Genomic DNA, 25,619 nt, shown 5'->3' on the forward strand with positions numbered 1-25,619 from the left:
GTGAATGGCCGGGAGTGCGTCTGTGCGGGCCCGGCGGGGCTCCCTACGATGCGACCGGTCCGTGAATGTCATGTGCACACCATGTGTAGATGGCGGACGCATTCAACAACATCTCGTTCCACCACATCCACCCCCCACCGACCGGGATGGGAGACCCATGGCCACCGGCCTGCTCCTGAGCGGCACGATCGCCGCGCTCCTCACCTCCGCGCTGCCCGCGCAGCACCAGCCCTCCGGCGGGTTCGAGGACCCGCCGCCGGACAAGATCGTCATCAAGGTCGCCACCGTCAACGGCTCCGGCTGTCCGCAGGGCACGGCGGCGGTCGCCGTCTCCGAGGACAACACGGCGTTCACCGTCACCTACAGCGACTACCTCGCCCAGGCGGGCGGCGACTCCGCGCCCACCGACTTCCGCAAGAACTGCCAGCTCAACCTGCTCGTCCACGTCCCGCAGGGCTTCACCTACGCCGTCGCCAGCGCCGACTACCGCGGCTTCGCCGCACTCCAGCCCGGTGCGAAGGGCACCCAGCGGGCCTCGTACTACTTCCAGGGCTCCCCGAACACGGAGTACCGCACCCATCCCTTCGGCGGCCCGTACAACGACAACTGGCAGGCCACCGACAGCACCGACTGGGCGCAGCTGGTCTGGGCCCCCTGCGGGGTCCAGCGCAACTTCAACATCAACACCGAGCTGCGGGTGAGCACCGGGACCTCCGACCCCGGCCGGGTGAGCTTCATGACCATGGACTCCACCGACGGCGACATCAGCACCGTCTACCACCTGGCGTGGAAGGAGTGCCCGGAGTCCTGACCGGGGCGCCCGCCGCGCTCACCTCGCGGCGGGCGCGCCGTCCGGCCGGCACAGAAGCGGCTTGTCCAGCTCGGCGCAGGGGCGGTGGCCCTTGGAGCGGACGATGTCCTTGCCGACCTCGTTGGCGAGGTAGCGCAGGAAGCCCGCCGCGATCGAGTCGGCCGGCGGTTCGCCGTAGGTGTAGGCGATCTCCGTCTGCCAGTACGGGTACGCCCCCTGGTCGGCGCCCTCCAGGGTGGCCGGGTAGCCGTCGATGCGGATCTGGCGGACGTCGTCGTGCGTGGCGGCGGCGCCGACCTCGCTGTGCCCCAGGGCGCCCGGGGTGGAGGCCACCGTGTCCAGCAGCGTCCCGGTGCCGCCCACCTCGCAGCGGCCCGGCCGGTCCCGGTCGAGCCCGGCGCAGTCGGCGGCGGTGACCGCGGGGAGGGCGCGGCCGTCGAGGACCTGCTGTTCGAGCGTGGTGCGGGTGCCCGAGCCGGGGTTGCGGCTGATCAGGTGGACGGGCACGTCGTTGCCCCTGACCTGGCTCCAGTTGGTGATCCTCCCGGCGTAGATGTCCCGCACCTGCCGCAGGGAGAGGTCCTCGACTCCGGCGTCCTTGTGCACGACCAGGGTGAACAGGGACAGCGCGACGGGCCTGGGCAGCAGGCGCGGACGGCCGTCGGACTTCGGTCCGTCGCTGAACGCCAGCCGGTCGCCCAGGCCCCGGCCGTCGGTGAGCCGTGCGTCCGCCCCGGCGCCGGCGAGGGTGTCCAGCCCGTCGACGCTGCCCTTGAAGGAGGTCGCGGTGAGCGGGATGTGCGCGTCCGGGCAGGTCCGCTCGTACTGCCGCGCGGCCTCCCGCAGCACCGGCGCGAAGGCCGTGGAGCCCGACAGGTGCAGGGTCCCGGCGGCGCAGTCCAGCGGCGCGGCGACCTCGTCGCCGCCGCTCAGGGCGAACGCGGACTGGGTGGCGCTCACCAGGATCAGCGAGGCGAGCAGCCAGCGGACCTGGCGCGAGGCGAAGGGGTAGTACGCGGTCTTCCTGATGTTCCCGCCGCGCACCCCGCCGACGATGCCCGCGGTGACCTCCGGCTCGGGGAACTCCGGTTCGGTGAAGCCCTCTTCGCGGTCCAGGACCGCCAGGACCTTGTAGTGCGCCCGGCGGTTGAGGATCACCTTGGGCAGCTTGACCTCCCGGCCCGTGGTCTCGAAGCCCTCGGCGCCCGGCACGAAGAAGGTGGGCGGCACCTGCGGGCTGCGCTCGGTGACGGTCATGCCGACCACGCGGCGGCCGGGGAAGGCGATGCGTATGCCCACGGGGTCGTTGGCCGGGGCGACGTAGTCGGCGGCGACCACGGGGCTCCAGCCGGCGTTCTCGATCCGCAGCAGGACCACCGAGGGGTCGCGCAGGTTCGTGCCGTCCCACTGCATGCGCTGCAGCACCGTCGTGGCGGGTCCCGAGGCGGCCGAGTCCCGGATGGTGGTGTCCAGCTGGACGCGGTAGCCGAGTCGTTTGCGGCCCGCCAGCACGAACTCCCACAGTGCGGCAGCGACGGGCACGGCCAGGCCCAGGACGGCGGCCACGGAACCCCAGGACACACTCACGTCCGGCTCCCCCTCAGGACGGTGACACGGGAGGCCATGGTGGCGGGGGAGGGGCGGGCCGGGGCGCGGAAGCGGTGACTCCCCGGTTCGAATTCACGCGCGGGTCACCTTCGACACCCGGTGTTTTCCGGACATCGGCCGCCGCTGTCGCCCGGGGCATTGACGCGCAAGCGCTTCGATTCTAGGTTCCGTCACTGCGCAGCGTCCGACAACACGACCAGTGTTCGAGATACAGAACACGAGAAGTGGAACAGGAGCCCCCCATGCGTCGCAGACGAGCCGCACTCCTCGCTCTCCCCATCGCAGCCCTGCTCGCCCTCGTCCCCTCCACGGCGTCGGCCTACCCCAACCCCGGCCGGGTCACCGGCTCCGTCGTCACGCACGACCCGACGATGATCCGCACGGCGTCCGGGCAGTACCGGCTCTACGCCACCGGCGGCGGCATCAGCAGCAAGTCGTCCTCGGACCGCACCGCCTTCGCCGCGGGCGCCGACGCCTTCGGCACCCGGCCCGGCTGGTGGTCGCGGTACTCGTCCGTACCGGAGGCCTGGGCGCCCGACATCTCGTACCACGGCGGCAAGTACCTGATGTACTACTCCGTCTCGTCCTTCGGCTCCAACACCTCCGCCATCGGACTCGCGGGCTCCACCACCGGGGCGCCGGGCAGCTGGAGCGACTACGGCATCGTCTACACGTCGAACTCTTCCAGCGACTACAACGCCATCGACCCGAACCTCTTCGTCGACGACGACGGGAAGTGGTGGCTCTCCTTCGGCAGTTGGTGGACCGGCATCAAGATGATCCGCATCGACCCGGCCACCGGCAAGCAGCACGCCTCCGACACCGCCCGCCGCTCCCTGGCCTCCCGCCCGACCGGCACCAAGGCCGTCGAGGCGCCGTACGTGGTCAAGCGGAACGGGTACTACTACCTCTTCGCCTCGTACGACACCTGCTGCGCCGGCACCGGCTCCACCTACAAGGTCAAGGTCGGCCGGGCGACCAGCGTCACCGGGCCCTATCTGGACCGCAACGGCGTCTCGATGATGAACAACGGCGGAACGCCGGTCCTGGAGTCGCACGGCAGCGTCATCGGCCCCGGCGGACAGTCGATCATGAACGACGTGGACGGCGACCTGATCGTCTACCACTACTACGACGGCAACGACAACGGCACGCCCAAGCTCGGCATCAACCTGCTGGACTGGAGCAGCGGCTGGCCCGTGGCCCACTGACCCGGACGCATGCGCCGGCCCCGGACATCACTCCGCGTCGCCGTGGCCGCGCAGGTGGAGCGAGCGCAGCGCCACCTCGATGGCGAAGCGGTGGTCGGGGTCGGCGAGGCGGTCGCCCAGGTGGGTGTCCAGCGTCCGCAGACGGTAGCGGACGGTCTGCGCGTGGACGCCCAGCACCTCACCGACCTGCTCCGCGGGCGCCCGGGTGGAGACGTGGACGCGGAGGGTCTCGACCAGCCGGTCGCGCCGCCGGGCCGGCAACGCGTCGAGCGGGGCCAGTTCACGGGCCGCGATCCGGTCGACCAGGGCGGGGTCGGACAGCAGCCACAGGGTCGTCAGGTGGTCCTCGCAGCGGATCAGCGGAGCGTCGGGTATGACATCGTCGTCAACGAGCTGCAGCACCCGGCGGGCCCAGCGGACGGAGTCGGCGGCCTGCGTGATCGGCACGGTCAGGCCCACCGCGGCGCGGGTGCCGGCCAGGGCGGTGGCGATCATGTCGAGGCGGGCGGGGGTGACGTCCCCCGGCACGAGCAGGTGGGGCTGGGGGATGTCCAGGTCGGCGAGGACGTCCCGGTCGAGTCCCGCCTGGATCTGCTCCGGCGCCGGGGACTGGAGGGCGACCAGGAAGCAGGTCCCGGGAAGTTCCCAGGCGGCGGCCTTGCACAGTTCGGAGACGGCGGTGCGGGGCAGCGGCGCGGAGGCCAGCAGGAAGTGCAGTAACTGTCTTCGTAACGCGGACTCCTCGGAGGCGGCCCGCTCCCGGACCTCCGCGTACCCCTCGCGGGTGATCGCCTCCAGCTCCTCGACGTAGGCGAAGAGGGCGTCGGCGAAGGCGAGGATCAGCGAGGGGGAGAGGCTGTACTGCCGGCCCAGGGTCTTGGCCCGGCGCAGCGCGATGCGGGCGCCGAGCCGGTAGGCGCCCTGGAGCACCTCCAGGTCGCGGCCCTCGTAGGCCTCCACCCGGCCGAACCTGCGCAGCAGTTCGTCGCGCAGCTCCGAGCTGCTGGAGGGGTCGGCCACCCGGTCCACGAAGGCGGTCAGCGCCTGCTCGACGCCCTGGCGGATCGCGTCCCCGTCCGGGCCGTTGAGCAGCCTGCCGTAGACCGGGTAGCTGCGGGTGACCTCGGTGCGTATCTCGTTCAGCAGCCCCGGCAGCAGCGGTCGCATGAAGGCCGCGAACTTCTTGGGGAGGGGGTCGAGCGGTTCACCGAGCACCGAGGGACGCGCGATTGCGGGCATGTGTGATCCCTTGCCGTCGACATGTCCGGTGGGGCGGACCGGCCGGGCCCCGCCCCGGGCGGGCGGCGCCTGGACCGGCCCGCTGGGCGTTCACCGGTCTGGCAAAGCTGAAGGTAAATCAACTTTGTTGTGTTGTACATCTCTTGGGGAGGAATCGTGTCACGGTTGTGTGTGCCTTTGGCCGTTACTCGACGGCGGAGTGCCAGTTCTCGGCCAGGACCTTGCCGGCGTCGGGGACGACGGTCCCGGGCGCGTTGAGTCCGGTGAGGTGGGTCCGGGTGTCGTTGAGGGTGACGCTGTTGTTCCCGGCGGCGGAGGGCAGCCCGGTCTTCGCGTTCACCGCGGCGTTGATCAGGCCCACGTTCAGGCCGCAGCCGGTGGCGCCGGGCACCGCGAAGGTGCTGTCGTTCTGGGTGGCGCCGGTGAGGTTGATCCGGCTCATCTCGCCGGCCGGGTCCTCGGTGCCGTCGCCCTGGAAGAAGGTCATGCCGAACTCGGGGAGGTTGCGGTTCTCCGGGCGCAGCACGATCGGGTTCGCGGCCGTCCCGATGTAGCAGTTGTCGCCGAGGAGCGGGTTCTCCAGGTGGATGCGGACCGGCAGGGCGACGATGGGCATGTCGGTGAGCACGCCCGCCGTCTGGTCGAAGGCGTAGGGGGTGCCGACCGACTCCATGGTCGCGGTGATCTTGTTGAGGCTGGAGTTCTCCAGCGACTCGCAGATGCCCGTGATGACGAAGATGTCGCTCGGGCACATCAGGCCGAGCAGTCCGCCGGGCACGGTGGCGGGCTCGGCGACCAGCGCGCCGGAGGCCGGGGCGACCACGCTGCTGGTGCCGTCCGCGTTCTGGACGACGCCCATCTGGAGGTTGGTCCTGCCGGTCGTCACGGTGGTCTTGCCCAGCTTGATGGTGCCGCTCGCCGAGGTGGACACCACGCACTGCGGGGTCTTCTCGAAGCCGTCGGCGTTCAGCATCGCGGGTGCGTCCACGGGGCAGCGGGTGAAGGGGGCCCACTCGCCGTTCAGCGCGGGACCGGCGGCACTGGCCGTGCCCAGGGAGGCGAAGGCGCCGAGCGCGGTCAGCGCGGACACGGTGGCGAGCCGGGTGCGGGTGGTGATCGGGGACATGGTGGTGGCCTTCCGTGGAGTCGGGGGAGGGGTGGGTCAGTGCTCGGCGACGGGGATCTCGTAGGGCTGGAGATCCTCGGTGCACTGGCCTTCGTTGGTCGGGCTCGGGAACACGGGGGCGGCGATCGCGCACGTCTGGCCCTGGACCTGCTTGATGAGGTTGCCGGGACCGGAGACGGAGGCGGTGAGCAGGCGGTCGAGGTCCTCGCCGTCGGTGCCGCAGCCGGTGAAGGCGGGGATGGTCGCCTCGCCGGCCAGCACGCCGCCGCTGAGCAGCAGATAACCGGTGGCCGGCTGGCCGATGAGCAGCTCGCCCCGGCCGTACAGCACCAGGTGGTCACCGGGGAAGTTCGCGGGGTCCGGGTCCTCGGAGACGAGGGACGTCTCGGTCCGGCACTCGGAACCGACGTCCAGGGGCGTCCCGTTGACCTCCAGGTCCAGCACGTGCAGGACCAGCGGGGCCCGGACGTAGGTGTCCGTGGTCGTGGAGAAGTCGGTCATGCTCATCTTCATGCGGGAGTCGATCCGCATCGTGTCCGTCTGCTCCAGCACCATGGTGGCCTTCACCGGGGCGAAGTCGAAGGACAGGAAGGTCGCTTCGAAGGGCGGCGTCTGCCTGCGCTCCTGGTAGTGGAAGTTCGCGTACGACACGGTGTCGAAGATCAGGTAGTCCGGGTCGGGGGGACCCGGCACGGGAACGCCCTGCTCGATCAGCACGCAGGACGGCGGGAGGTAGGCGGCGCCCTTCAACTTCTTCACATTGGCGTAGCCGGTGACGTAGGCGTTGAGCGACACGTCCGTGGGCGGGTGCTGCTCGTCGTAGCGGCAGGGTGGGACGTCGTCGCGGTCCGGGGCGGTGCCGGGGGTGTTCTCCAGCACCTTGGGCGACCGCTCGGACTGCCGCTCCGGCTGCCGGTCACCCCGTCCGTCCGGCTGCCCGTCGTCCGGCGCTCCGGAGGTCCCGGCCGGTCCGGTCGGGGACGGCGAGCCGCTCGGTGCCCCGGTGCCCGTGCCGACGGGCACGGTGGCCAGCAGCCCCTGGCCGGGAGCGTCCTCGGCGAGGGTGCAGTCGACGGTCAGCGAGCCGGAGCCGGAGTCCGAGCCGGAGCCGGAGTCGGCCGTGGCCGTGCCGGTTGCGGTTCCGTCCGCCGCCGCGAGCGTCAGGTCGATGGCGAGGGAACCCGCGGAGAACGTGAGATCGCCGTCGCCCCGGCCGGCCACCGAGGGCACGTCTCCCCGCGTCACGAGCGTCAGCGGACCCGACTCGGGCAGCGCCACCGGCTCCGCCCCGCCCCGCCAGGAAGCCCGCGCCGTGGCCGCGTTCTGGGCCACGCCGACGTCGAGCCGGGTGGCCGCCCGCACCTCGGCCGCGCCCCGCCCGGCGAGGTCCGCGACCGCCTCCTCGGGGAGCTCGACGGTGGTGGTGACGCCGGACGGCGTGAACGCCTCGCCCACCTCGGCGCGCGCCGGGAACTCGGCCGCGACCCGCACCGTCGCGGGCAACTGTCCCGAGGGGAGGGCGCAGACGTAGGGGAGTTCGGCCTCGACCTCCTGGGTGCCCGAGGCCGAGGCGGTGGTCGGGACCAGGGCGGCGAGCACCACGAACGCGGCGATCGACGTGCTCCGGGCCCGGGCCCGGGCACGGGCCCGGGCCCGGGACGGCCGCGGGGCGGCGGCTGGCTTGGCTTTCATGCGACTCCGCTCGGATGGCTCGGACGGGGGCCGGTCTTCTCGGGGCGCGGCACACGGCCCGGCAGGGTCGGGCACGGCGTACGGCCGCCGGCGTCGGGCACGGCGTACGGCCCGCGAACGCCCGGCCGGGGTGCCGACCGGGCGGACATGGCTGGTCGGCGGCCTACGGGTTGGAGCCGACGATGGTCGGGATGACGCTGCTGCCCGCGACCTTGACGGCGTAGTTGCCCTTGAAGGTGGGCTTGGTCGCGGTCGTGACGATCGCACCGCAGTTGACGGGGTTGGTGACCACCAGTTCACCGGCGGTACTGCTGATCGCCAGGACACCGGTGGAGTTGGTGTACGTGCCCGACGCCTTGCCCGTCACCGTGAACTTGCAGGCGCCGGCGATCACGTTGGCCTTGACGTTGCCGACGTAGCCCTTGGTGACGCCGGTGGCGGCGTCGTAGTCCACCGCGACGACGTCCCACGGGGTGACCGACGTGGTGGTGACGTTGCCCAGCACGCTGGTGCACGGCGAGCCGGACGCACCGAAGTTCATGGTGGTGATGTCGGCGACGTCACCGGGGTTGCCGGTGGTGCTCGCCATCGTCCCGGCGGCGTTCGAGACCGTACACGTCATGGGGATGGTGGCGGTCAGCACGATGTTGCCGACGTTCGTCGCCTGGAAGTTGGCCGGCGAGGGGGTGACGGTCCACACCGTGGAGGGCGCCGCAGAGGACGGGGCGGCGGCGAGGCCCAGCGCCGACGCGGCCGCGCACACCACGAGGGCTGACCTTCTGATGCTCTTCTTCATGGCTCGGGAGTCTCCTTGAGGGTCGACCTGCATTGAGCCGTGACGTTACTCGCGGGAAACATAGCCGAACAATGCGGCCGTCCATGATTCTTTGAAAAGCGGAACAACCTGTTTGCCGGGTGAGTGAATCGCGATTCCCCTTAGTCATCCGCTGCCAAGGCGGGGACGTTCGACCGATGATGCGCCACCTTCGCGGCGGACGCCCGGGACGGGGCAGAAATCATCACCGGATGACAAGTTACCGAGGGGTTTCTGTGTCTTCCGTGACAGGTTGCGGATGGCCGAAGTCGGTATCCCGGAAAACTCCGATTCCGGTGTTGCCCGCCGAGGTTACCCGGCCGTAACGTGCCGGTGCGGTGCTCGGTTCCAGGTCGGTGGCCCCCGTCGGCCGGAGCCATGGCGGACGCGTTCCGGCCCACCTCCCGTGCGGCAGCGGGTCCGCCGGCGGGGTCCCGCGGGATCCACACCCCCCGGAACCGCGAGACCCCGCCCTGTCTCCCCGGAGACAAGTGCGGGGCGGGCAGGTTGTCTGCGCGGTGACAAGTTCCACCGGGGTGCCGGAGATCGGTGCCGCACCCGTTGTCAGTGTGCTCCGGGCCGACTTAACGTGCGGGCCCGCGGCGCGAATCCGATGGACGTCCGCTGGAGGTGATATGGGAATCGAAGTAGTGGTCGAGGGCCTGACCAAGTCCTTCGGTAAGCAGAGCATCTGGCGGGACGTGTCACTCACTCTTCCGGCCGGGGAGGTCAGCGTGATGCTGGGCCCGTCCGGAACCGGTAAGACCGTTTTCCTGAAGTCGCTCATAGGGCTGCTCAAACCCGAGCAGGGCCGTGTCCTCATCAACGGGGTGGACATGGTGAACAGTCCGGAAAGGGACATCTACGAGACCCGGAAACTGTTCGGTCTCATGTTCCAGGACGGTGCCCTCTTCGGGTCCATGTCCCTTTTCGACAACATCGCCTTCCCGCTGCGCGAACACACCCGCAAGAAGGAGTCCGAGATCCGCCGCATCGTCATGGAGCGGATCGAGGTCGTCGGGCTGCTGGGCGCGGAGGGGAAGCTGCCGGGAGAGATCAGCGGCGGCATGCGCAAGCGGGCCGGGCTGGCCCGCGCGCTCGTCCTCGACCCGCAGATCATCCTGTGCGACGAACCGGACTCCGGGCTCGACCCGGTCCGCACCGCCTACATCTCCCAGCTCCTGATCGACCTCAACGCGCAGCTCGACGCCACGATGCTGATCGTCACCCACAACCTCGACATCGCCGCCACCGTGCCCGACAACATGGGGATGCTCTTCCTGCGCCGACTCGTCACCTTCGGCCCGCGCGAGGTGCTGCTCACCAGCGACGAGCCGGTCGTCTCCCAGTTCCTGGGCGGCCGGCGCGAGGGTCCCATCGGGATGTCCGAGGAGAAGGACGCGGCCACCCTCGCCGCCGAGGCGGACACCGCCACCGCGGCCCCCGTCGCGCCCCGGATGATCGTGCCGCAGCTGGAGCCCTCGCCCGGCCTCCCGCCGCGTCGGGCCGCCGCCCGGCGACGCGAGCGTGTCATGGGCATGATCGACACGCTGCCGCCCGCCGCGCGGTCCGCCATCCGGGAGACCTACGCCAAGAGCTCCGAGGCGGCCACCCTGCCGATGCCCGCCGCCGGGAGCGGCGCGTGATCACCGGCGCGCTGCGGCAGACCGGGCGGCTCTTCGCGCTCGCGGCGGAGGTCACCCGGGCCGTCTTCCGAAGACCCTTCCAGTTCCGCGAGTTCGTCGAGCAGTTCTGGTTCGTCGCGAGCGTGACCATCCTGCCCGCCGCCCTGGTCTCGATCCCCTTCGGCGCCGTCATCGCCCTCCAGGTCGGCTCGCTCACCGAGCAGTTGGGCGCCCAGTCCTTCACCGGCGGCGCCAGCGTCCTCGCCGTCGTCCAGCAGGCCAGCCCGCTCATCGTCGCGCTGCTCATCGCCGGCGCCGGCGGCTCCGCCATCTGCGCCGACCTCGGCTCCCGCAAGATCCGCGAGGAGCTGGACGCGATGGAGGTCATGGGCGTGTCGCCCGTGCAGCGGCTGGTCGTGCCCCGGGTGCTGGCCGCGATGGGCGTCGCGGTCCTGCTCAACGGCCTGGTCTCGGTCGTCGGCATCCTCGGCGGCTACTTCTTCAACGTCATCATGCAGGGCGGCACCCCCGGCGCCTACCTCTCCAGCTTCTCCGCCCTCGCCCAGCTGCCCGACCTCTATGTCAGCGAACTCAAGGCGCTGGTCTTCGGGTTCATCGCCGGCATCGTCGCCGCCTACCGCGGCCTCAACCCGCGCGGCGGCCCCAAGGGCGTCGGCGACGCCGTCAACCAGTCCGTCGTCATCACCTTCCTCCTGCTCTTCTTCGTCAACATGGTGATGACGGCCGTCTACCTCCAGATCGTCCCGCCGAAGGGAGGCTGAGGTCCGATGGCCTCCCCGCTCGTCTGGCTCGACCGCTCCGGCGACCAACTCCTCTTCTACGTCCGGGCCCTGCTGTGGATCCCGCGGACCCTGCGCCGCTACCTCAAGGAGGTACAGCGCCTGCTCGCCGAGGTGGCCTTCGGCTCCGGCGGCCTCGGCGTCATCGGCGGCACCATCGGCGTGATGATCGCGATGACGCTCTTCACCGGGACCGTCGTCGGACTCCAGGGCTACGCGGCCCTCGACCAGATCGGCACCGCCGCGTTCACCGGATTCGTCTCCGCCTACTTCAACACCCGCGAGATCGCCCCCCTGGTCGCCGGACTCGCCCTCTCCGCGACCGTCGGAGCCGGCTTCACCGCCCAGCTCGGCGCCATGCGCATCAACGAGGAGGTCGACGCCCTCGAAGGCATGGGCATCCGCTCGATGCCCTACCTGGTCACCACCCGCATCATCGCCGGCGTCGTCGCCATCATTCCGCTCTACGCCATCGGGCTGCTCTCCTCCTACCTCGCCTCCCGCTACGTGACCGTCCTGTTCAACGGGCAGTCCCGGGGGACCTACGACCACTACTTCAACCTCTTCCTCTCCCCGACGGACGTGCTGCTCTCCGTCCTGAAGGTGCTGATCTTCAGCGTGATGGTGATCGTCGCCCACTGCTACTACGGCTACCGCGCCTCCGGCGGCCCGGCCGGCGTCGGCGTGGCCGTCGGCCGGTCGGTGCGCAACGCCATCGTGCTGATCAGCGTCACCGACTTCTTCCTGTCGCTGGCCCTGTGGGGCGCGACCACGACCGTGAAGGTGGCGGGGTGAGATGAGCCGACCGAGAGGACACACGCTGCGCCGCCGGCTCGCCGGAGTGGTGTTCGTGCTGGTGCCCGTCCTGCTGATCTGGCTGGCCGTCGCCGTCTACGACAAGAAGTTCACCGACTCCGACCCGGTGGTCGTCGAGACCGGCAGCGCCGGCAACCAGATGCACCCCGGCGCCGAGGTGAAACTGCGGGGCGTCGTCGTCGGCGAGGTCCGCGCCATCGACGCCACCGGCGACGGCGCCCGGCTCACCCTCGCCATGAAGCCCGGCGCGCTGGACGACGTACCGTCCGACGTCCGCGCGCAGATGCTGCCCACCACCCTGTTCGGCGAGCGGTTCGTGGCCCTCGTGCCGCCCGCGAACCCCTCGCCCGAGCCCCTGGCCGCCGGGGCCGTCGTCCCCCAGGACCGGTCCGCGAACGCCATCGAACTCCAGCAGGTCCTCGACGACGTCCTGCCGATGCTCACCGCCGTCCAGCCGCAGAAGCTCTCCGCCACCCTGTCCGCCGTCTCGCAGGCCCTCGAAGGACGCGGAGAGCGGCTCGGCGAGACGCTGAGCCTGCTGGACGAGCACCTGGAGGAGTTCAACCCCAACCTGCCCGCCCTCAACCGTGACCTCAGGGAACTCGTGAAGGTCAGCCACGTCTACGCGGACGCCGCGCCCGACATCCTCACGGCGCTCACCGACTTCACCACCACCAGCGGCACCCTCGCCGAGCAGGAGAGCGAACTCGCCGCCACCCTCGGCGCCACGACCCGCACGGCCGAGGACGTGACCGCCTTCCTGCGCAAGAACAAGGACAACATCATCCGGCTCGGCGACACCAGCCGCCCCACCCTGGAACTGCTCGCCGAGTACTCCTCCGCCTTCCCCTGCACCCTGCGCACCCTCGCCGACTTCGTGCCGGCCATGGACAAGGCGCTCGGCAAGGGCACCGACCGGCCCGGCATCCACGTCGACGTCACCAGCGTCGCCTCCCGCGGCGCCTACCGGCCCGGCCGCGACACCCCGGCCTACGACGCCGGCGGCGGACCCCGCTGCCCCACCGTGCCCTACCTCGGCACCCTGCCCCGGCCCACCGCCCGGGCCGCCACCCCGGCGGCCGAGCAGGACCTCGGCCCCGCCAACTCCCCGCAGGAGAACGACCTCGTCAACGAACTGATCGCCCCGGCCGCCGGCGAGCGCCCCGGCGACCTGCCCGACTGGAGCAGCCTGCTCGTCGGCCCCGTCTACCGCGGTACGGAGGTGACCCTGCGATGACCGGAGCCGACCACGCGCACACCCGGCGCCGCCCGCTGACCGGACCGCTGCTCAAGTCCCTCGTCTTCGTGGTGGTCACCGCCCTGGCCACCACCGTCCTCGGCCTGAGCGTGGCCGGCACCGGTGTCGACTCCGGCACCGGCACCAGGACCTACAAGGCCCTGTTCACCGACGTCACCGGGCTCATGGACGGCGACAGCGTGCGGATCTCCGGAGTGACGGTCGGCGAGGTCACCGACGTACGCGTCGTCGACCGGCGCACCGCCCAGGTCACCTTCACCGTCCGCGACGACCGCAGGCTGCCCCGCTCCACCACCGCCGCCGTGAAATACCTCAACATGGTCGGCCAGCGCTACGTCTCCCTCGGCCGCGGCAGCGGCGACCTCGCCGGCACCCTCCCCGAGGGCGGCACCGTCCCGCTGGACCGCACCACGCCCGCGCTCGACCTGACCCTGCTCTTCAACGGCTTCAAGCCGCTGTTCGAGGGGCTGTCCCCGAAGGACGTCAACGAACTCGCCGGATCGATCGTGCAGGTGCTCCAGGGCGAGGGCGCCACCGTCGACAGCCTGATCCGCCACATCGGCTCGCTCGGCACGACCGTCGCCGCCAAGGACAAGGTGATCGGCCAGGTCGTCGAGAACCTCACCACCGTGCTGGACACCCTCAACGACCGCGAGGACGGCTTCGACGACCTCGTCGTCACCCTCCAGAAGCTCGTCACCGGCTTCAACCAGGACCGCAAACCCCTCGGCGAGGCCGTCGCCGCCATGGGCGACCTGACCACCGTCACGGCCGGCCTCCTGGAGGACGGACGCGCGCCCCTCAAGAAGGACATCCGCGAACTGGGCCGGCTCTCCACCACCCTCGGCGAGCACACCCCGCAGATCGAGGACTTCCTCGAGAAGAGCCCCGCCAAGCTGACCGCCCTGACCCGACTGTCCTCCTACGGCTCGTGGTTCAACCTCTACCTCTGCGAGGCGCGCGTGAGCGGAGTGACCACCTCCGACGGCTCGAAGCCGCCGACCGGCATCGCGGTCACCGAATCGAGGTGCCGCGGATGACGGGCCCCCGCAGCAGGCCGCGCATCAAGCCGGTCAAGGAACGCAACCCCGTCGCCGTCGGCGTCGCCGGGCTGCTCCTCCTCACCCTGATCGCCCTGCTCGCCTACAACGTCGACCGGCTGCCCCTCGGCGGCGGCACCACCTACAGCGCCGACTTCTCCGAGGCCGCCGGCCTGGACGAGGGCGACGAGGTGCGCATCGCCGGAGTCAAGGTCGGACAGGTCACCGGCGTCGCGCTGGACGGCGCCAAGGTCAAGGTCAGCTTCGAGGTCGAGGACGCCTGGGTCGGCGACCGCACGACCGCCGCCATCGCCATCAAGACGGTGCTCGGCGACAAGTACCTGGCACTCGACCCGCTCGGCTCCGGCCGCCAGGACCCCGGTACCCGCATCCCGCTCGCCCGCACCACGTCCCCCTACGACGTGACCCAGGCCTTCCAGGACCTCAGCGGCACCGTCGACGCCATCGACACCGGGAAACTCGCGGAGAGCTTCGAGACCATCTCCGACACCTTCAAGGACTCACCGCCGCACGTGCGCAAGGCCGCCACCGGACTGTCCGACCTGTCGAAGTCGATCTCGAAGCGCGACGCGAAGCTCTCCGAACTCCTCAAGGGCAGCGCGCGGTTCACCAAGACGCTGGAGAACAAGAAGTCCAGCTTCGAGACCCTCATCGAGGACGGCGGCCCCCTGCTCGGCGAACTTCGCGACCGCCGCGCCGCCATCAGCGCCCTGCTCAAGGGCAGCCAGGACCTCGGCACCGAACTCGGCGGCCTCGTCAAGGACAACGAGAAGCAGCTCGGCCCCACCCTCAAGGCACTCGGCCGCGTCACCACCGTCCTGGAGAAGAACAACACCCGGCTCGGCGAGACCCTCGCCCTGGTCGGCCCCTACTACCGGCTGGTCGGCAACACCCTGGGCAACGGGCGCTGGTTCGACAGCTACCTGTGCGGCGTCGTGCCCCGCTCCTACCTGCCCGAGACCTCCCAGCCCGAGACCGGATGCCTGCCGCCGAAACAGCCGGCGGCCGCCCAGGGGGGCGGTGCGCGATGACCCGACGCCGAAAGATCCTCACCGGAGTGCTCGCCCTCGTGGTGCTCGCCGCCGGCGGCCTGGCCGCCGGCCGGGCCCTGGAAGCCGACGGCACCCGCGTCACCGCCTACTTCGACCGCGCCATCGGCGTCTACGCCGGGTCCGACCTGCGCATCCTCGGCGTACGGGTCGGCGAGGTGGAGTCGGTCGACCCCGAGGGCACCAGGGTCCGCGTCGGCCTCCGCCTTGACGAGGGGATCAAGGCCCCCGAGGACGCGCGGGCCGTGGTCGTCGCGCCGAGCGTCGTCGCCGACCGCTACGTGCAGCTCACCCCCGCCTACCGCGAGGGCCCCGCCCTCGACGACGGCGCCGTGCTGCCCGCCTCCCGCAACCACGTCCCCGTCGAGATCGACCAGATCTACGACTCCATCACCGAACTCGGCGACGCCCTCGGCCCGGACGGCGCCAACGCCGACGGCGCCCTGTCCGAGCTGCTGAGGACCGGCGCCGACAACCTCGACGGCAACGGTGAGGCCATCGGCGACGGCGTGGAGGAGTTCGGCAAGGCCGCCAGGACCCTCGACGGCAGCAGCGGCGACCTGTTCAAGACGCTCAGCAGCCTGCAGACCTTCACCACCATGCTCAAGAACAAGGACACCGACGTGCGCACCGCGCAGGAACGCCTGGACGAGGTCGTCGGCTTCTTCGCCGACAACAAGGACGACCTCACCGGCGCCCTGGAGGAACTCGGCACCGCCCTCGGCCAGGTCAAGACCTTCATCGAGGACAACCGCGGCGAACTGAAGAAGAACGTCGACCGGCTCGTCCCCATCACCCGCACCCTGGTCGAGCAACGCGCCTCGCTGGCCGAGGCGCTGGACGTGGCACCGCTGGCCGCCGGCAACGTCGTGAACGCCTACAACCCCGACACCCGCACCCTCGACGGCCGCGCCAACCTCAACGAGATCAGCAGCGGCGGACCGCTGCTCCCGCTGCCCGTGGCCGGGACGGAGAAGGGGGACGGCCGATGAAGCGCGCGACGCTCCCCGGAGGCCGGACGGCCGGGCTCGCCGCGGGCGGACTGATCGCCCTCGGTCTCGCCCTCGCCCTCACCCTCGGCGGGGTCCCGGCCGGGGTGGCGGGCTTCGACGGCATCGAGGACCTGCCGCTGCCCGGCGGCGCCGACCTCGGCGACCACCCCTACACCGTCACCGCGGAACTCCAGGACGTACTGAGCCTGGTCCCACACGCCGCCGTACGGGTCAACGACGTCGCCGTCGGCCGGATCACCGGCATCGAACTCGGCGAGGACGACTGGTCGGCCCGCGTCACCATGGAGATCAACGGCGACGTACGGCTGCCCGCCGACGCCACCGCCCGGCTCGAACAGTCCAGCCTGCTCGGCGAGAAGTACGTCCAGCTCGTCGCCCCCGCCAAGGAGACGGCAGCCGGCCGGCTGACCGACGGCAGCGTCATCCCGCTGGCCCGCACCAGCCGCAACACCGAGGTCGAGGAGGTGTTCGGCGCGCTGTCCCTGCTCCTCAACGGTGGCGGCGTGGGCCAGCTCAAGACCATCACCCGGGAGCTCAACGCGGCACTCGGCGGCCGCGAACCCGAGGTCCGCTCCATGCTGAAGCGGGTCGACACCCTGGTGGGCGACCTCGACGACCACCGCGACGACATCACCGACGCCCTCGACGCGGTCAACCGGCTCTCCGCGACCCTCGCCCACCGCAAGGAGGACGTCGGCACCGTCCTCACCGACCTCTCGCCCGGACTGAAGACGCTGGAGAAGCAGCGCGGCTCCCTGCTGACCATGCTGCGCTCCCTCGACACGCTCTCCGGCGTCGCCGTCTCCACCATCAACGCGAGCAAGGACGACATGATCGCCGACCTCAAGGCCGTCGCCCCGACGCTGAAGGCGCTCGCCGACGCGGGCACGGACCTGCCCGACTCGCTCCAGGTGCTGCTGACCTACCCGTTCACCGACGAGGTGCTGCGCGGGGTGAAGGGCGACTACCTCAACACCTACCTGAGCATGGTCGCCGCACCGGGGACCGAGGTGATCCCGCCGCTCGAGTCCGAGGACATGCCGTCCCCGGCCCCGGCGAGCGACCCCGCCTCGCCCCTGTCGCTGCCCTCCGTGTCCGGGACCGGGACCGGCTCCGGAGGTGAGCGGTCGTGATCACCCTGGCCGTACGGCTGAAGAACCTCGCCTTCCTCCTCATCGCCGTCCTCGCCCTCGCCTTCCTCGGCATCCGCTACGCCGACCTCGGCCGGTACGTGGGCGTCGCCGACTACTACACCGTGGACGTTGAACTGCCGCGCACGGGTGGCCTGTTCACCCACTCGGACGTCACCTACCGGGGCGTCTCGGTGGGGCGCGTCGGCCCGATCGACCTCACCGGTGAAGGCGTCGTCGCCGAACTCCGCATCAAGAAGTCCGCGCCCCGCATCCCCGCCGACACCAAGGCCGTGGTCGCCGGGCTCTCCGCCGTCGGCGAGCAGTACATCGACCTGCGGCCCGAGAGCGACGGCTCCCCCTACCTCGCCGACGGCACCCGCATCGAACAGGCCGACACCGAGGTGCCCGCGCCCGTCACCGACGTCCTCACCAGCGTCGACGACCTGGCCGGCTCCGTCCCGCTGGAGGATCTGCGCACGGTCGTCGACGAGTTCGGCAAGGCCTTCGAGGGGCACGGCGACGACCTCCAGGTGCTGCTCGACAGCGGCAGCGACTTCGTCGAGGCCGCCGACCGCGCCCTGCCCTCCACCACCCGGCTCATCAACGACGGCGAGACCGTCCTGCGCACCCAGGCCCAAGAGGCGCGGACCATCCGCGACTTCGCCGTAGGCGCGAAGGACCTGGCCGCCGCCCTCAAGGGCTCCGACGCCGACCTGCGCCGCCTCCTCGCCGTCACCCCCGAGGCCGCCACCCAGGTCAGCGGCCTGCTGCGGGACCTCGACCCGAGCCTCGGCGTGGTCCTCGCCAACCTCCTCACCACTTCCGAGGTCGCCGTCACCCGGCAGCGCGGCATCGAGGAACTCCTGGTGAAGTACCCGGCGGCCGTCGCAGCGGGCGCCAGCGCCGTCGACGGGGGCGCACTCAACCTCGGTCTGGCCGTCACCTTCTTCAGCCCCCTGCCCTGCACCGAGGGATACGGCGCCACGCGCTACCGCAATGGCCTCGACCTGGGCACGGCTCCCGCCCTCAACACCGACGCCGCCTGCACCGCACCGGCCTCCAGCGGCAAGAACGTGCGCGGCTCGGCCAACGCCCCGAAGGGCGGCGCGGTGCCCGACCCGGCCGAACCCGGCTCCCTGCCCTCGGGCAGCGCCGGTACGCCCGCGAAGGGAGACGCCTCCCCGGCACTCCCCGGCGCGCTGGCCCTGCCCGGACAGAGCGGCGAGGCACCGGCCGGCCTCACCGGTCTCCTCGCCCCGGCCGGCACCGGGAGCACCCGATGAGGCGGGCGCGGATCCTCACCGGGACGGGGCTCGCGCTGGCCCTCGCCTTCTGCGGCACCGGCGCGTGGACGTACACCCAGGCCCGGACCGACGACGCGCTCGCCTACGGCCGGGAGCGGGACGAGGCGCTCGCCGACGGGCGCGAGGGCATCGCCGTACTCACCACGCTCGACGCCGCCACCCGGCAGAGCGCGCAGCGGAGCATCCGGGACTGGCGCGCCGTCTCCACCGGCCCGCTGCGCGAGGAACTGGGCGACACCGAGGCCAGGGCGGGGAGTTCGGCGCGCGGCACGGTCACCGAGGCCGCCCTCACCGCGCTGGACACGCGGTCCGGCACGGCCAAGCTCATCGCCACCGTCCGCGTCGAGGTCACGCCCGAGGGGGCCGCCGGGACCGCCGGGGCCGCCGGGACGAAGAAGCCGGCCACCGACCGCAAGCGCCTGGAAGCGGTCCTGGCCCGCACGGGCGAGGGGGAGTGGAAGGTGAAAGCGCTGAGCGCGGTGCCGGTCGCGGAGGAGAAGGGCGGCGAGGAGCGATGACACCGACGTGGTTGCTGCGCAGGGGCGCCGCCGGGCAGAAGTCCGGCACGGTGGACGAGCAGGCGCCGGAACCCGAGCCGGAGGCCGCGGACACGCCCGCCGAGCCGGTCACCGCCGAGCCGAGCACCGGCGAGCCGAGCCCCGCCGAGCCGGACACCGCCGAGCCGACGCCCGCCGGGTCCGAGGCATCCGACCCCGATGCCCCCACCCCCCGTCCGCCGAACGGGCGCCTGCGGAAGGCGGCCCTCGCCGGGACCGCCGCCGCTCTCGTCCTCGGCGGCTGCGGGTTCTTCTACGCGGCCCACCAGCTGAGGTCCGAGGCGCCCGCCCGGAACCAGGCGCTCACCGACACCGAGGCCACCACCCGCGTCGCGGGCGACGTCGGCAGCGCCCTCGCCCGGGTCTTCTCCTACACCCCGGACGGCACCGCGGCCGCCGAACGCTCCGCGAGCACCGTCCTCGACGGCCGCGCCGCCCGCCAGTACGAGACCCTCTTCGCCCGGGTCCGCGACGACCTCACCGACCAGCGCGTCACCCTCAGCACCCGCGCCGTCCGCACCGGGGTGATCGAACTCGACGGCGGCAGGGCCCGCCTGCTGGTCTTCCTCGACCAGACCTCCCACAAAGGCAAGGGCAAAGGCAAGGACAAGGACAAGGGCGACGCCGAGGCCACCACCGCGGCGGCCCAACTCACCGTCACGGCACGGCTCGACGGCGACCAGTGGCGCATCGTCGACATCAAGGCCCGCTGACCATGCGCGGGAGACTGGAGCACCCCATGCAACGCGCGGTCCGCCTCCTCGGCGCCGGCCGGTCCCGGCCCCTCCTGGCCCTGGCCGTGGCCCTCACCCTCCTGGCGGGCGGCTTCGCCGTCTGGGCCGGCCAGGACTGGTACCGGGCGGCCCACGACGAGCGGGCCGCCTACGCCGCCCAGCGCGACGCGGCACTCTCCGTCGGGGAACAGGCCGTGCAGAACCTGAACACCCTCGACCACCGCACGCTCGAACGGGGCCTCGACCTGTGGGAGTCGTCGACGACCGGCGAGCTGCACGAGCAGCTTGCCTCCGGCCGCGACGAGTTCGCGGCACAGGTGAAGGAGGCGAAGACGGTGAGCACCGCCCGGGTGCTGTCCGGCGCCGTCACCGAACTCGACGACCGCGCCGGACGGGCCCGGGTACTGGTCGCCCTGCGCGTCACCGTCGAGGCGGCCGACGGGGCGAAGACCGACAAGGACAGCCGCATGCTCGGCGAACTCACCCGGACCGACGGCCGGTGGAAGCTGAGCGCCCTGGGCCAGGCACCCGTGGGCGGCACATCGACCGGCTGACCCGGTCCCGTACCGAGCGAGCCGGCCGCAGCGAGGAGGACAGCGCACCATGTCGACGACCCGTCACCACATCAACCGCCAGCGGCGTCGCCAGGCCCGCGAGACCCGGCCCGCCGCCTCCACCGCGCGCCCGGAAGGCACCGAGGGCACCGAGGGCGCCGAGCGCCCGGCGGTCCGGGCCCGCACGCGCGGCGCCACGGCCGTCCTGGAGCCCGCGACGGCCGCCACCGCCGACCAGCCCACGACCGGGGACGAGCCCAAGTCCCCCCGCCGGGCCCGCAGCCGTCGCCGGCCCCCGCTCCTCGTACTGCTCTGCGCGCTGACGGTGCTCCTCGGCGGCTTCGCGGGCTGGGCGCACGCCAGGGCCGAAGGGCTCAGGTCCGAGCCCGCGCGGAGCAACACCGCGCTGACCGACCTCGCCCGCACCAGCGAGATCAAGGGACAGGTGACCAAGGCCGTCGACCGGCTCTTCTCCTACGACCACACCGACCCCGGGGCCCTCGACAAGGCGGCGAAGGACCTGCTGACCGGCAAGGCCGTCGACCAGCACCGGGAACTGCTCGCCGACGTCCGTGAACGGGCCGACGCGCAGAAGGCCGTGATCACCACGACGGTCACCGACAGCGCGGTCGAGCGGATCGACGGCGACCGGGCCCGGGTCCTCGTCTACGCGGACCAGAGCAGCGTCGCCACCGGCGGCAAGAAGAGCAAGGCGGGTGAGCAGAGCAAGGCGGGCGAGAAGACCGCACAGGACGAGGGCGTGTACGCGGCGGCCATGCTCGCCGTCGACGTCGTGCACCGCGACGGACGCTGGCTGGTCTCCGCCCTCGACACCTTCGGCCGCTGACCGAGCCGCCCGGACCTCCGACCGACCCGACAGGAGTGACGACATGCCCGTACGCCGTGCCGCCCGACGCCTGTACCGCGGGCGGACCCGCAAGGGACTGCGCACGACCGCCCTCGCGGTGGCGGCCATGGCGGCCCTCACCGCCTCCCAGGCCCCCGGCCTCACCCGGGACGCGAAGGACACCCACGCCGGACCGGCGGCCGACGACCCGATCGTGCCGACGGCGGACGACCCCTTCACCGAGCTCGCCCCGCCCGGCGACGGCTCCTACCACACCGAACTCCCGCCCCTGACGACGCGCGACGGCGGACCGGTCGCCCCCGGGACCGTGCGGGACCAGGTCCGCGTCCAGTCGGGCATCCCGGCCACCGTGCTGCGCGCCTACCGCGCCGCCGAGACGGCCGTCGGCCGGACGGACCCCGGCTGCCGGCTGCCCTGGGAACTGCTCGCGGCCATCGGCAAGGTGGAGTCCGGCCAGGCACGCGGCGGCGCGGTCGACCGGAACGGCACGACCCTGAGCCGTATCACCGGGCCTCCCCTCAACGGGAAGGGCTTCGCCCTCATCCGGGACACGGACGGCGGGGCCCACGACGGCGACACGGTCTACGACCGGGCGGTGGGCCCGATGCAGTTCCTGCCGTCCACCTGGGCCCGCTGGGGCGCGGACGGCAACGGCGACGGCCGCGCCGACCCGAACAACGTCTTCGACGCGGCCCTCGCGGCCGGGCACTACCTCTGCGCCGGCGACCGGGACCTGGGCCGGGCGGCGGACCTGGACCGGGCGATCCTCAGCTACAACAACTCCCGCACCTACCTGGAGACGGTCGAATACTGGCTGGAGTTCTACCGGCGGGGAGTCCACACCGTCCCGGACGGCGAGGGCGTCGTACCGAAGAGCCCCGGCGCGGGCGGCGACACCCCGGCGACCGAGCCCGTCGACGGCGGGAGCGGCGGCAGCGGCGGTACGGGAGGCACCCCGGGCGGACACGGGAGCGGAGGCGCGGACGACGGCATCGTCATCGGCCCGGACCCCACCCCCACCGCGCCGGACGGCAGCCCGGGACCGTCTCCGTCCCGTCCCCTGCCGTCCACGGCGCCGGTCCCGTCCTCCCCGTCGCTGCCCCCGACGAGCCCGGGCCCTTCCCAGCCGCCGACCGAGACCCCCACCGAGACCCCCACGGACACCCCGGAACCCTCACCGGACCCGACCCCCACCGACGCCTGCTCCACCGAACCGGAGTCCCCGTCCCCCGACCCCACGGCGTCTCCGACGGACCCGCCCTGCCCGACCCCGTCGGGCACGCCCACCGGGTCGACCGCCTCTACCGGCTCGACCGCATAGGCCGGCCTGCGGGGCTCACCCCGCCCGGCCCATCCCCGCCGCGTTCGGCCAGCCCGTCGCCGGTACCGACGACAGACCGTCGGTGCCCCGGACCTGGGCGGCCGTGAGACCACCGCGGGCCGGGACGCCGGGCGGGGTCGGACCGACGGGCGCCGGATACCCGGCGGCCGGGGCGGGAGCAGGCGCGGGCATGGGCTGCGGAACCGGGGCGGGCACGGGCTGCGGAACCGGGGCGGGCACGGGCTGCGGAACCGGGGCGGGCACGGGCTGCGGAACCGGCGCGGGCAGGGGCTGCTGCGGGACCGGTGCCGGGTGGGGGACCGGCACCGGTCCGGGATACGGCGCCGGCTGGGGGACCGGCGCCGGAGGCGGCACGGTGGCCGCCGCCGGAGCGACGGGCACCGCGGCGGGGAGCGGCATGCCGGTGCCGGTGCCCGGCGGGGGAGCCGGAGCGGCGGCGATCCCCGGGGCACCGGCACCGGCGGTCCGGGCGGTGATCGCGCGCATGCCGGAACCGTTGGTCTCGCTCACCAGGCGGTCCACCGCCGCCGTGCCCGAGCTGTAGCCGGTCCCTGTGGCCGGCCCGGGCACGGCGGCTCCCCTCCCGGCCCCGTAGAGCACCTGTTCCAGGCCGGACACCAGACGACGAACATCGACCTGGGGGCGCACCACGAGGCGCAGGAAGCGGCTGGACGAACCGATCTTGTTGCCGCACTCACGGACCAGGATCCGGTGCTCGGTGAGCATGCGGTCGCGGACCGCCGTGCCCTCCGCGCCCACGGGGAGTCGGACGAAGAGGAAGTTGCCCTGGGAGGGATAGACGGTCAGGCCGGGCAGCGCGGACAACTGGGCGGACATCTCCAGCCGGTCGCGCCGCACCTGGTGCAGGCTCCGCGCGTACTCGGGGCCGTGGTCGCGCAGCATGAACACCACGTGCTCCGCGAAGGAGTTGAGGTTCCACTTGGGCAGCATGGAACGCACCCGGCCCGCGAGCGCCGGGTTGGCGACGAGATAGCCGAAGCGGATGCCGTGCAGACCGAAGTTCTTGCCGAGGCTGCGCAGGACGACGACGTTGGGGCGCAGCATCGCCTCCTGGACCACGCTGGGTTCGGCCTCCGCGTCGGCGAACTCCAGGAACGACTCGTCGATCACCACCAGGTCCCGGTCGGCCATCGCGTCCATGAACTGCACCAGCGCCTGCTTGTGCAGGTAGCCGCCGTCGGGGTTGTTGGGGTTGCAGACCACCACGGCCCGGGTGCCCCTGGCCCGGACGAACTCGGCGTACCGGGCGAGGTCGAGGGCGAAGCCGCCGGCCTCCTGGAGCGGGAACATGTCGACCCGCTTGCCGGTCTCCATGGGCTGGTCGGTCCAGCGGCCGAAGGTGGGGACGGGGACGGCGAGGGACTCCCGGACCAGCAGGTGGTCGATCCAGGTGATCAGCTCGGTGGAGCCGTTGCCCATCGCCACGCACTGCGGCGGGAGCTGGAGCAGACCGCACAGTTCGGCGGTGATGGTGTCGGCGCTGCTCGGGTAGTACGTGATGATGTCGCGCAGTCGGCCGGCCAGCTCCTCGAACATCGCCGGGGTGGGGAAGTACGGGTTGCAGGGGATGCAGAAGTCCACCGGTCCCGCGCCCGCCGCCTCGCCGCTCTCCCGCGTCAGCGCCGCCATCGAGGGGCTGTGCGCCGCGGTGCCGCGGAAGAGCGAGGTGACGTTGCCGGACAAGTGGACCTCCGTGAGTGGGCGGCCCGTGCGGGGGACACGGGCCGCCCCTGTATACGGAGGCGGGCGGGGCACCGTTCAACGAGTGTGAAGAAAGTGTGCTCTCGCCCTGCCCCTCGCGCCTCGTCCCGCGCCCGTGTCTCAGGCGTCGAACGAGTGCACCGTCGAGGTCCGGTACGTCTGGCCGGGCCGCAGCACGGTCGACGGGAACGACGGGTGGTTCGGCGAGTCCGGGAAGTGCTGGGTCTCCAGGCACAGGGCGTCGCCCTGGCGGTACAGGGAGCCGCCGGGGCCGGTCAGGGTGCCGTCGAGGAAGTTGCCCGAGTAGAACTGGAGCCCGGGCTGGTCGGTGGCGATGCGCAGGGTGCGGCCGGAGGCGTGGTCCCGCAGGGTGGCGATGTGCTCGGGGCGGTCGGTGATGCCCTTGTCGAGCACCCAGTTGTGGTCGAAGCCCTTGGCGGTGACCAGCTGCGGGTGGGCGTCCCGGATGTCCCGGCCGATCGGCTTGGCCCGGCGGAAGTCGAAGGGCGTGCCGGACACCCTCGCCAGCTCGCCGGTGGGGATCAGACCCGCGTCGGTGGGGGTGAAGCGGGAGGCGGCGATCGACAGCTCGTGGTCCTCGATCGTGCCGCTGCCCTCGCCGGCCAGGTTCCAGTAGACGTGGCTGGTGAGGTTGACGACGGTGGCCTTGTCGGTGGTGGCCTCGTAGTCGATGCGCCAGTCGCCGCGCCGGGTGAGGGTGTACGTCACCTTCGCCCTGAGCGTGCCCGGGTAGCCCATCTCGCCGTCGACGCTGGTGTAGTGGAGCACCAGGCCGGTGTCGGAGCCGCGGGTGAACGGCTCGACGTCCCAGACCCGGTAGTCGAAGCCGAGGGCGCCGCCGTGCAGGGAGTTCTCGCCGTCGTTGACGGAGAGCTGGTACTCCTTGCCGTCCAGCGTGAAGCGGCCCTTGGCGATGCGGTTGCCGTACCGTCCGATCAGGGCGCCGAAGTGCGGGCTGCGGGCCACGTAGTCGTCGAGGTTGTCGAAGCCCAGCGAGACGTTGGCGTAGCGGCCCCGGCGGTCCGGGATCTCCAGGGACTGCACGACGCCGCCGTACGACAGCACCTTCATCCGCGTGCCGCCGTTCTCCAGCGACCAGCGGTACACCTTCGTTCCGTCGGCGAGCCTGCCGAAGAGTTCCTTCACCGGTTTCCTGCCTCCCGACGCGTGCGCCGTGCCGCCGACCGCGGTGGCGGCCACGCCGGCCGCTGCCGCCGACGCGATGACCGTTCGTCTGCTCAGTTCCATACGTGCGGCTCCT

General features: G+C 72.1%; 23 protein-coding genes. 16 read left to right on the forward strand and 7 right to left on the reverse strand.

What is annotated here, in order from left to right; genetic code table 11:
• Positions 1 to 157 precede the first annotated feature (157 nt).
• Positions 158 to 811 (forward strand): DUF4360 domain-containing protein, encoded by a 654-nt coding sequence (locus tag D1J63_RS25335; RefSeq protein WP_125631904.1) that lies wholly within the window; start codon positions 158 to 160, stop codon positions 809 to 811.
• 18 nt (positions 812 to 829) lie between these two features.
• On the opposite strand, the gene D1J63_RS25340 is transcribed toward D1J63_RS25335, so the two are convergent.
• The gene (locus D1J63_RS25340; protein WP_125631906.1) at positions 830 to 2,398 is read right to left on the reverse strand and encodes a substrate-binding domain-containing protein; all 1,569 of its coding nucleotides are present in this window, start codon (positions 2,396 to 2,398) and stop codon (positions 830 to 832) included.
• A gap of 263 nt (positions 2,399 to 2,661) precedes the next feature.
• Here D1J63_RS25340 and D1J63_RS25345 point away from each other — a divergent pair, with 263 nt between their 5' ends.
• Positions 2,662 to 3,630, forward strand: coding sequence for an arabinan endo-1,5-alpha-L-arabinosidase (locus D1J63_RS25345; protein ID WP_125631908.1), 969 nt, complete (start codon positions 2,662 to 2,664; stop codon positions 3,628 to 3,630).
• A 27-nt stretch (positions 3,631 to 3,657) separates the two neighbouring features.
• Here the strand turns inward: D1J63_RS25345 and D1J63_RS25350 are convergent, their stop codons facing one another.
• From D1J63_RS25350 to D1J63_RS25365, 4 genes are all read right to left on the reverse strand, one after another.
• A complete protein-coding gene (locus D1J63_RS25350; RefSeq protein WP_125631910.1) occupies positions 3,658 to 4,869 on the reverse strand; it encodes a helix-turn-helix domain-containing protein in 1,212 nt (403 codons plus the stop codon).
• Positions 4,870 to 5,053: 184 nt separating this feature from the next.
• Entirely contained in the window at positions 5,054 to 5,995 is a 942-nt protein-coding gene (locus D1J63_RS25355; RefSeq protein WP_125631912.1) for a hypothetical protein, read from the reverse strand.
• Between the two features lie 36 nt (positions 5,996 to 6,031).
• Entirely contained in the window at positions 6,032 to 7,687 is a 1,656-nt protein-coding gene (locus D1J63_RS25360) for a DUF6801 domain-containing protein (protein WP_125631914.1), read from the reverse strand.
• A gap of 163 nt (positions 7,688 to 7,850) precedes the next feature.
• Positions 7,851 to 8,483 (reverse strand): hypothetical protein, encoded by a 633-nt coding sequence (locus tag D1J63_RS25365; protein WP_125631916.1) that lies wholly within the window; start codon positions 8,481 to 8,483, stop codon positions 7,851 to 7,853.
• 653 nt (positions 8,484 to 9,136) lie between these two features.
• On the opposite strand from D1J63_RS25365, the gene D1J63_RS25370 reads away from it, so the two are divergent.
• The 14 genes from D1J63_RS25370 to D1J63_RS25435 are packed head-to-tail and all read left to right on the forward strand — an operon-like array spanning position 9,137 to position 22,594.
• The gene (locus D1J63_RS25370) at positions 9,137 to 10,147 is read left to right on the forward strand and encodes an ATP-binding cassette domain-containing protein (RefSeq protein ID WP_125631918.1); all 1,011 of its coding nucleotides are present in this window, start codon (positions 9,137 to 9,139) and stop codon (positions 10,145 to 10,147) included.
• Positions 10,144 to 10,908, forward strand: coding sequence for an ABC transporter permease (locus D1J63_RS25375; protein ID WP_061444940.1), 765 nt, complete (start codon positions 10,144 to 10,146; stop codon positions 10,906 to 10,908). The genes D1J63_RS25370 and D1J63_RS25375 overlap by 4 nt, the downstream gene beginning before the upstream one ends.
• Before the next feature lie 6 nt (positions 10,909 to 10,914).
• Positions 10,915 to 11,721, forward strand: coding sequence for an ABC transporter permease (locus D1J63_RS25380; protein ID WP_052842390.1), 807 nt, complete (start codon positions 10,915 to 10,917; stop codon positions 11,719 to 11,721).
• Between the two features lies 1 nt (position 11,722).
• Entirely contained in the window at positions 11,723 to 12,979 is a 1,257-nt protein-coding gene (locus tag D1J63_RS25385) for an MCE family protein (protein WP_125631920.1), read from the forward strand.
• The gene (locus D1J63_RS25390) at positions 12,976 to 14,040 is read left to right on the forward strand and encodes an MlaD family protein (RefSeq protein WP_125631922.1); all 1,065 of its coding nucleotides are present in this window, start codon (positions 12,976 to 12,978) and stop codon (positions 14,038 to 14,040) included. Before D1J63_RS25385 ends, D1J63_RS25390 begins: the two co-directional genes overlap by 4 nt.
• Positions 14,037 to 15,092, forward strand: a complete 1,056-nt coding sequence (locus D1J63_RS25395) for an MCE family protein (RefSeq protein ID WP_125631924.1) — start codon at positions 14,037 to 14,039, stop codon at positions 15,090 to 15,092. The genes D1J63_RS25390 and D1J63_RS25395 overlap by 4 nt, the downstream gene beginning before the upstream one ends.
• Positions 15,089 to 16,102: an MCE family protein gene (locus D1J63_RS25400; RefSeq protein WP_125631926.1), complete on the forward strand. Its 1,014-nt coding sequence runs from the start codon at positions 15,089 to 15,091 to the stop codon at positions 16,100 to 16,102. The genes D1J63_RS25395 and D1J63_RS25400 overlap by 4 nt, the downstream gene beginning before the upstream one ends.
• Positions 16,099 to 17,256, forward strand: coding sequence for an MCE family protein (locus D1J63_RS25405; protein WP_125631928.1), 1,158 nt, complete (start codon positions 16,099 to 16,101; stop codon positions 17,254 to 17,256). Before D1J63_RS25400 ends, D1J63_RS25405 begins: the two co-directional genes overlap by 4 nt.
• Positions 17,253 to 18,539, forward strand: coding sequence for an MlaD family protein (locus D1J63_RS25410; protein WP_125631931.1), 1,287 nt, complete (start codon positions 17,253 to 17,255; stop codon positions 18,537 to 18,539). The genes D1J63_RS25405 and D1J63_RS25410 overlap by 4 nt, the downstream gene beginning before the upstream one ends.
• Complete coding sequence (locus tag D1J63_RS25415) at positions 18,536 to 19,078, forward strand: hypothetical protein (protein WP_125631933.1); 543 nt, start codon at positions 18,536 to 18,538, stop codon at positions 19,076 to 19,078. The genes D1J63_RS25410 and D1J63_RS25415 overlap by 4 nt, the downstream gene beginning before the upstream one ends.
• Positions 19,075 to 19,830 (forward strand): hypothetical protein, encoded by a 756-nt coding sequence (locus D1J63_RS25420; RefSeq protein ID WP_125631946.1) that lies wholly within the window; start codon positions 19,075 to 19,077, stop codon positions 19,828 to 19,830. Before D1J63_RS25415 ends, D1J63_RS25420 begins: the two co-directional genes overlap by 4 nt.
• A gap of 26 nt (positions 19,831 to 19,856) precedes the next feature.
• Positions 19,857 to 20,405, forward strand: coding sequence for a nuclear transport factor 2 family protein (locus D1J63_RS25425; protein WP_125631948.1), 549 nt, complete (start codon positions 19,857 to 19,859; stop codon positions 20,403 to 20,405).
• A gap of 49 nt (positions 20,406 to 20,454) precedes the next feature.
• A complete protein-coding gene (locus D1J63_RS25430; protein WP_125631950.1) occupies positions 20,455 to 21,252 on the forward strand; it encodes a hypothetical protein in 798 nt (265 codons plus the stop codon).
• A gap of 43 nt (positions 21,253 to 21,295) precedes the next feature.
• Positions 21,296 to 22,594: a lytic murein transglycosylase gene (locus D1J63_RS25435; protein ID WP_125631952.1), complete on the forward strand. Its 1,299-nt coding sequence runs from the start codon at positions 21,296 to 21,298 to the stop codon at positions 22,592 to 22,594.
• Positions 22,595 to 22,609: 15 nt separating this feature from the next.
• Here D1J63_RS25435 and D1J63_RS25440 read toward each other — a convergent pair whose 3' ends face one another.
• Positions 22,610 to 24,319 (reverse strand): histidinol-phosphate transaminase, encoded by a 1,710-nt coding sequence (locus D1J63_RS25440; protein WP_125631955.1) that lies wholly within the window; start codon positions 24,317 to 24,319, stop codon positions 22,610 to 22,612.
• A gap of 138 nt (positions 24,320 to 24,457) precedes the next feature.
• Positions 24,458 to 25,606, reverse strand: a complete 1,149-nt coding sequence (locus D1J63_RS25445) for an aldose epimerase family protein (protein ID WP_164712970.1) — start codon at positions 25,604 to 25,606, stop codon at positions 24,458 to 24,460.
• Positions 25,607 to 25,619 lie beyond the last annotated feature (13 nt).

This window comes from Streptomyces sp. KPB2 (assembly GCF_003950055.1).
GTDB lineage: Bacteria > Actinomycetota > Actinomycetes > Streptomycetales > Streptomycetaceae > Streptomyces > Streptomyces salinarius.

Bases quoted from the DNA above. Each gene is read 5' to 3' on its own strand.
- D1J63_RS25335 (WP_125631904.1), top strand. From the start codon at position 158: ATGGCCACCGGCCTGCTCCTGAGCGGCACGATCGCCGCGCTCCTCACC.
- D1J63_RS25345 (WP_125631908.1), top strand. From the start codon at position 2,662: ATGCGTCGCAGACGAGCCGCACTCCTCGCTCTCCCCATCGCAGCCCTG.
- D1J63_RS25350 (WP_125631910.1), bottom strand. From the start codon at position 4,869: ATGCCCGCAATCGCGCGTCCCTCGGTGCTCGGTGAACCGCTCGACCCC.
- D1J63_RS25355 (WP_125631912.1), bottom strand. From the start codon at position 5,995: ATGTCCCCGATCACCACCCGCACCCGGCTCGCCACCGTGTCCGCGCTG.
- D1J63_RS25360 (WP_125631914.1), bottom strand. From the start codon at position 7,687: ATGAAAGCCAAGCCAGCCGCCGCCCCGCGGCCGTCCCGGGCCCGGGCC.
- D1J63_RS25365 (WP_125631916.1), bottom strand. From the start codon at position 8,483: ATGAAGAAGAGCATCAGAAGGTCAGCCCTCGTGGTGTGCGCGGCCGCG.
- D1J63_RS25370 (WP_125631918.1), top strand. From the start codon at position 9,137: ATGGGAATCGAAGTAGTGGTCGAGGGCCTGACCAAGTCCTTCGGTAAG.
- D1J63_RS25380 (WP_052842390.1), top strand. From the start codon at position 10,915: ATGGCCTCCCCGCTCGTCTGGCTCGACCGCTCCGGCGACCAACTCCTC.
- D1J63_RS25385 (WP_125631920.1), top strand. From the start codon at position 11,723: ATGAGCCGACCGAGAGGACACACGCTGCGCCGCCGGCTCGCCGGAGTG.
- D1J63_RS25390 (WP_125631922.1), top strand. From the start codon at position 12,976: ATGACCGGAGCCGACCACGCGCACACCCGGCGCCGCCCGCTGACCGGA.
- D1J63_RS25395 (WP_125631924.1), top strand. From the start codon at position 14,037: ATGACGGGCCCCCGCAGCAGGCCGCGCATCAAGCCGGTCAAGGAACGC.
- D1J63_RS25400 (WP_125631926.1), top strand. From the start codon at position 15,089: ATGACCCGACGCCGAAAGATCCTCACCGGAGTGCTCGCCCTCGTGGTG.
- D1J63_RS25405 (WP_125631928.1), top strand. From the start codon at position 16,099: ATGAAGCGCGCGACGCTCCCCGGAGGCCGGACGGCCGGGCTCGCCGCG.
- D1J63_RS25415 (WP_125631933.1), top strand. From the start codon at position 18,536: ATGAGGCGGGCGCGGATCCTCACCGGGACGGGGCTCGCGCTGGCCCTC.
- D1J63_RS25420 (WP_125631946.1), top strand. From the start codon at position 19,075: ATGACACCGACGTGGTTGCTGCGCAGGGGCGCCGCCGGGCAGAAGTCC.
- D1J63_RS25425 (WP_125631948.1), top strand. From the start codon at position 19,857: ATGCAACGCGCGGTCCGCCTCCTCGGCGCCGGCCGGTCCCGGCCCCTC.
- D1J63_RS25430 (WP_125631950.1), top strand. From the start codon at position 20,455: ATGTCGACGACCCGTCACCACATCAACCGCCAGCGGCGTCGCCAGGCC.
- D1J63_RS25435 (WP_125631952.1), top strand. From the start codon at position 21,296: ATGCCCGTACGCCGTGCCGCCCGACGCCTGTACCGCGGGCGGACCCGC.
- D1J63_RS25445 (WP_164712970.1), bottom strand. From the start codon at position 25,606: ATGGAACTGAGCAGACGAACGGTCATCGCGTCGGCGGCAGCGGCCGGC.